At 37.3% G+C, this 4,654-nt stretch carries 5 protein-coding genes; 1 reads left to right on the top strand and 4 read right to left on the bottom strand.

Annotated elements, in window-relative coordinates:
- Positions 1 to 136: 136 nt before the first annotated feature.
- From MUW74_RS03810 to MUW74_RS03795, 4 genes are all read right to left on the bottom strand, one after another.
- Positions 137 to 448, bottom strand: a complete 312-nt coding sequence (locus tag MUW74_RS03810) for a DNA-directed RNA polymerase subunit omega (RefSeq protein WP_243017893.1) — start codon at positions 446 to 448, stop codon at positions 137 to 139.
- A 29-nt stretch (positions 449 to 477) separates the two neighbouring features.
- The gene (locus MUW74_RS03805) at positions 478 to 1,257 is read right to left on the bottom strand and encodes an outer membrane protein assembly factor BamD (protein ID WP_243518133.1); all 780 of its coding nucleotides are present in this window, start codon (positions 1,255 to 1,257) and stop codon (positions 478 to 480) included.
- Between the two features lie 215 nt (positions 1,258 to 1,472).
- On the bottom strand, positions 1,473 to 2,153 hold the full coding sequence (truB, locus tag MUW74_RS03800; protein WP_243518136.1) for a tRNA pseudouridine(55) synthase TruB: 681 nt from the start codon (positions 2,151 to 2,153) through the stop codon (positions 1,473 to 1,475).
- Positions 2,150 to 2,899, bottom strand: coding sequence for a biotin--[acetyl-CoA-carboxylase] ligase (locus MUW74_RS03795; RefSeq protein WP_243518149.1), 750 nt, complete (start codon positions 2,897 to 2,899; stop codon positions 2,150 to 2,152). The genes truB and MUW74_RS03795 overlap by 4 nt, the downstream gene beginning before the upstream one ends.
- Positions 2,900 to 3,102: 203 nt before the next feature.
- Here MUW74_RS03795 and radA point away from each other — a divergent pair, with 203 nt between their 5' ends.
- Entirely contained in the window at positions 3,103 to 4,437 is a 1,335-nt protein-coding gene (gene radA, locus MUW74_RS03790; protein WP_243518151.1) for a DNA repair protein RadA, read from the top strand.
- The last annotated feature ends 217 nt before the right edge of the window (positions 4,438 to 4,654 follow it).

Raw genomic sequence — 4,654 nt, 5'->3', positions numbered from 1 at the left:
GGCGTTTTTGCTTTTTCTACTTAGCCTTTTCCACTGCGCTGAACGGCTACTAAAAAATAGCTGCGATGAGGTATTTTTTCACGAGATTGGTAAAAAATGAATTTTTGTTATTACGTTTTTCTTGATCAAAAAGCTTTTAGGCTTCTTCATTAATATAACGAAACGCAATCCCCCCTTCTAAAAACTCGGTAGTTGCTTCTAGCACAGGTTTAGGAAGTTTTTCATAATGCTGGGTAATCTCATATTGCCGCTGAGCATCTATGCTGTCTTTTTCATCAATAATAGACATAAATTCGTCTAACTTACGATCCAACTCATCTTTCATGTTCATAGCAATTTGTTTGGCACGTTTCGTAATGATAACCGTACTTTCATAGATATTGCCAGTAGGTGCAATCAACTCGTGTATATTTCTAGGTACTAGATATACTTTTTTATTTAGGCTCATAATGGTAAAATGCTATAGGTGTTTTGTATTTATTTAGAACGGGCCCTCTCTACTAGATTGACTTTTTTATCATTGAAATGCTCCGCTAGCTGCTGGGCACATTGGTCACTATATAATTTCATTTGTTTTTTCTTTTCTTTATGAGAAGCTGCCAGCGCCAATTTTTGGTAACACTTGATCAATAAACGCAGTGCTTTTTCCTTGAAGGCACTTTCTGGATAGGCTTGCTGAAAGTTTTTAATCGCCACAATAGCCGCATTATAATAGCCCAAACGAACATACAGCGCAGCAGCCTCAAAGCTTTTTTGCATAAGACGCCCTTGTAACTTTTGTAAAGCATCCGAAGCTTTATCCAGATAAGCACCGGTTGGATAAACTGCTAAGTAGTGCTCTAGACAACGCATGGCATCATAGGTAGTCGTCTGATCTAGCCGTATATCTACATTTTCAGAGGCTAGACTATAGCCTTGCATAAAAAGCGCTTCTTCTACCTGCGGAAAAGCAGGATATTGCTTGACAAGCAAATGAAACTGATTGGCACTAACCAAATATCTTTTTTGATGGAAATTACAATAAGCTTGATAGTATTCAAATTTTGCACGCTCTATTCTATTCTTTAACAAAGGCAAAAGGAGTTCTATTGCTTCATTAGCTCTGGCGTAATGCTTTTTTTCATAAAGCTTAAGAATTGCTTGCTGTTTTTGTAGTATTAAAGGCTGGCCAATATTACTGGCAGGGTTGGCAAACAAGTTAACATGATAGCCTAAAAGAGATAAAAGTAATAAAAAGAGGGAGCTATACTTGTGCATGAATAATGAATTTATCTTATAATTTTTCATAGTAAATGCAATAAAATAAAGAATAGTTGCTACTAGATGCAGATAGCATGCTTGCATTAAGTTAACATTAAGTGATTAGGCACTTGCATTTTTAGGGAAAAAGGTAATATTTATACGAATTTACTAAATTATAACTAGACCCGCATCAAATTTTACAAAAAAGGATGTATCTATTAGTTAATTAGCTAAATGGGTAATTTATTGGTTTGGCATAATCTTTCTAGGCTATAGGCCTCTTCTAAACAATAGTCCCCTATTTGGGTTCGGCATAAGGCATGAAGGTAACCTCCAACGCCTAATTTTTTTCCTAAATCATGGGCAAGGCTACGTACATACGTCCCTTTACTACAAACTAGTTTAAACGTAATAAATGGTAGGTCAATGGCCGTGAGCAAGAAGGAATGGATCATAATAGAACGGGGAGTTAGCATAGCCTCTTCTCCTTTTCTAGCTATTTTATAGGCCCTTTTTCCATCTACTTTAACAGCCGAATAAATAGGAGGCACCTGCATAATAGTCCCAACAAAAGTAGCAGCAGCAGCCTTTACCATTTCTGCACTGATATGATCATAGGTAGATAAGCTATTAAAAGGTGTTTCTAAGTCCATAGATGGGGTAGTCTTACCAAGCACCATTTGACCCGTATAGACTTTATCTAGATCTTGAAGGGTACTCATTTTTTTAGTTTGTCTGCCTGTACATAATAAAAGTAATCCGGTAGCTAGTGGATCTAGGGTACCAGCGTGACCTATCTTTTTTATTTTTAAGGCATAACGAACCTTTTTGACGACATCAAAAGAGGTCCACCCAGCAGGTTTATCTACCATAATAATGGTTTCAGAAAAGTCTGGTGGTTGGTTGTTCATATAAAAGTAATTTCTTTAGGTTGGTAGCTATATTCCTTGCCATTACGTCCTGCTAGAACCAAAGCACCTAGTCTATTCACCGTTACAATAGACCCCTCCAGCCAGCCATCCGTAGTGACAAAGATATGAAATCCTGTTTTTCGGTAGAGTATAGCAGTATATTTTTCCCAAAGCAAATCAACCATACCACTTTGAAGCTGACCATAATACCTACCTAATTCATCTATAATATGGTTTAAAAGCAGTGATCTATTCAACCTAGCACCCTTATGTAGGGCTAGGGAAGTGGCCTTAGCCGATGCAAAATGGAGTTGATTCACATTTAACCCAATACCGATTACAGCCGTCTTTATGGTATGACCGTCGCCTAGATTGGTTTCAATTAAAATGCCCCCCAATTTTTGATCTAAATAATAGATATCATTGGGCCATTTTATAGAAATCTCTTTAGGAAAGAGTTCTATAAGTACACCATGAATGGCTAAACAAGTAATAATGTTCAAAGCGAAAATATGATCTATAGTCAACCATGCTGGATGGAGAATAACTGAAAAAAGAAGATTTTGACCCGCTGCTGATAGCCAAGTACTATCCCGTTGTCCTCTTCCTTTATACTGATGCTCTGCAATAAAAACTGTTCCTTCTGCTGCATGTAGGAGGTATTTTTGAGCCATGTCATTGGTAGAAGAACAGTTTGTGTAATAAAATGACGCCCTATCAAATAGCGCATCTGCTTGACTATACATATCATTTTCAAAAATAATCGGTGGGATTATGGTGCATAAACATTAGATTTCTTGCAAAATTGGCTTATGCTTTGGAATTTGCAGGAGACACGACGCGCAAAACCACAACCTACTAAACGGAATGTAAGCCGCAAGGCTAAGTACAAATTAGCCAGCAGAAATAGCGTTCTGCAACAAATCTAATCTAAAAAATCAAAAATCATATGGCATATGTGTGTACAAACTGTGGGCTTGAATATGTTAAATGGCAAGGTAAGTGTGACGCTTGTCATGAATGGAATAGGCTAACCTTATTTGCTACAAAACGTAACGCCAAGCGTAGTACCATGGAAGCCAAGCTATCTACTAACCATCCTAAAAGCTTAGATGATATTCAAGTAACTACGCATGCGCGTCTACTAACTAAAGATGTAGAGTTCAATAGAGTGCTAGGTGGAGGGATTGTACCAGGTTCGTTGGTACTATTGGGGGGAGAGCCTGGGATTGGGAAATCAACACTTTTGCTGCAAATAGCCCTGCAATTAAAAGAGGTTAAAGTACTATATGTATCTGGAGAAGAAACAGAAAATCAAATCAAAATACGTGCTACTCGCCTAGCATTATCTGCGCCAAACTGCTTTATGCTACAGGAATGTGCACTAGCTCAGATACTGGAACATGCAAATAACTTGCAACCTGCCTTATTGGTTATAGACTCCATTCAAACTTTATATGCTCAAGAAGAAGAAGGAGCAATCGGTAGTATAAACCAGATTAGAACGTGTAGCACACAGTTGTTACATTATGCCAAAAGCACTCAAGTAGCTATATTTTTAATAGGTCATATCAATAAAGATGGAGCTTTGGCAGGACCTAAGCTATTGGAACATATGGTAGACACGGTATTGCAGTTTGAGGGCGATAAAACATGCTTATATCGAATGGTACGAACTATCAAAAATAGATTTGGCCCTACATCAGAATTAGGTATATATGAGATGAAGGTCAGTGGGTTACATGCTGTTCAAAATCCTTCTTCCATGTTACTTTCCGGGCAAGACCATGGTTTAAGTGGCATAGCGATTGGCTCCTGCTTAGAGGGTACTAGGCCACTCATGCTTGAAATGCAAGCATTGGTAACAGCAACTAGGTATGGCAATCCTCAACGCAATGCTACAGGTTATGACCCTAAAAGACTGAATATGTTATTAGCTGTGTTAGAAAAGCGGACTGGTTTACGCCTACATGACCGTGATGTATTTTTAAATATTACAGGAGGCTTGAGAGTAGAGGATACAGCATTGGATTTGGCCATCTGTATGGCAGTGGTAAGCTCGCTCAAGGATACGGTTATTTCAAATTTTAAATGTTTTATAGCAGAGGTAGGCTTAGGGGGTGAACTTAGGCAGGTACAAAGGCTTGAATCCAGAATAGCCGAAGCAGAAAAATTAGGATTTAAAGAGGTATTTATTGCTGCTCAACATCAAGCCTTTTCTAAATCTTTTGGTATAAAAATTCATGTTATTAGTAATCTGAAAGATGTAATAAAATTAAACTAAAAGTAGCTGTTCCCGCAATGGTGTCCACTTAAGGATGACCACCATTGGTATATATAATCTATAAGGCATTTTTATTTTTTTTATTTGATTATCAGTATTTTTATATTACTTTTTTCTTGATAAAGAAGGGAGATAAGTATCTGTTCCTAACTCTGTTAAAAAATGAATTTTTTAAAGCTACTTTTTGCTTGATCAAAAAGTAGCCAAAAAATCAAGC

This window comes from Candidatus Cardinium sp. cBcalN2 (assembly GCF_022810445.1).
Taxonomy (GTDB): Bacteria; Bacteroidota; Bacteroidia; order Cytophagales; family Amoebophilaceae; genus Cardinium.
Note: the sequence above shows the minus strand (reverse complement) of the source record. Positions and strands in the feature narration are given on the sequence as shown.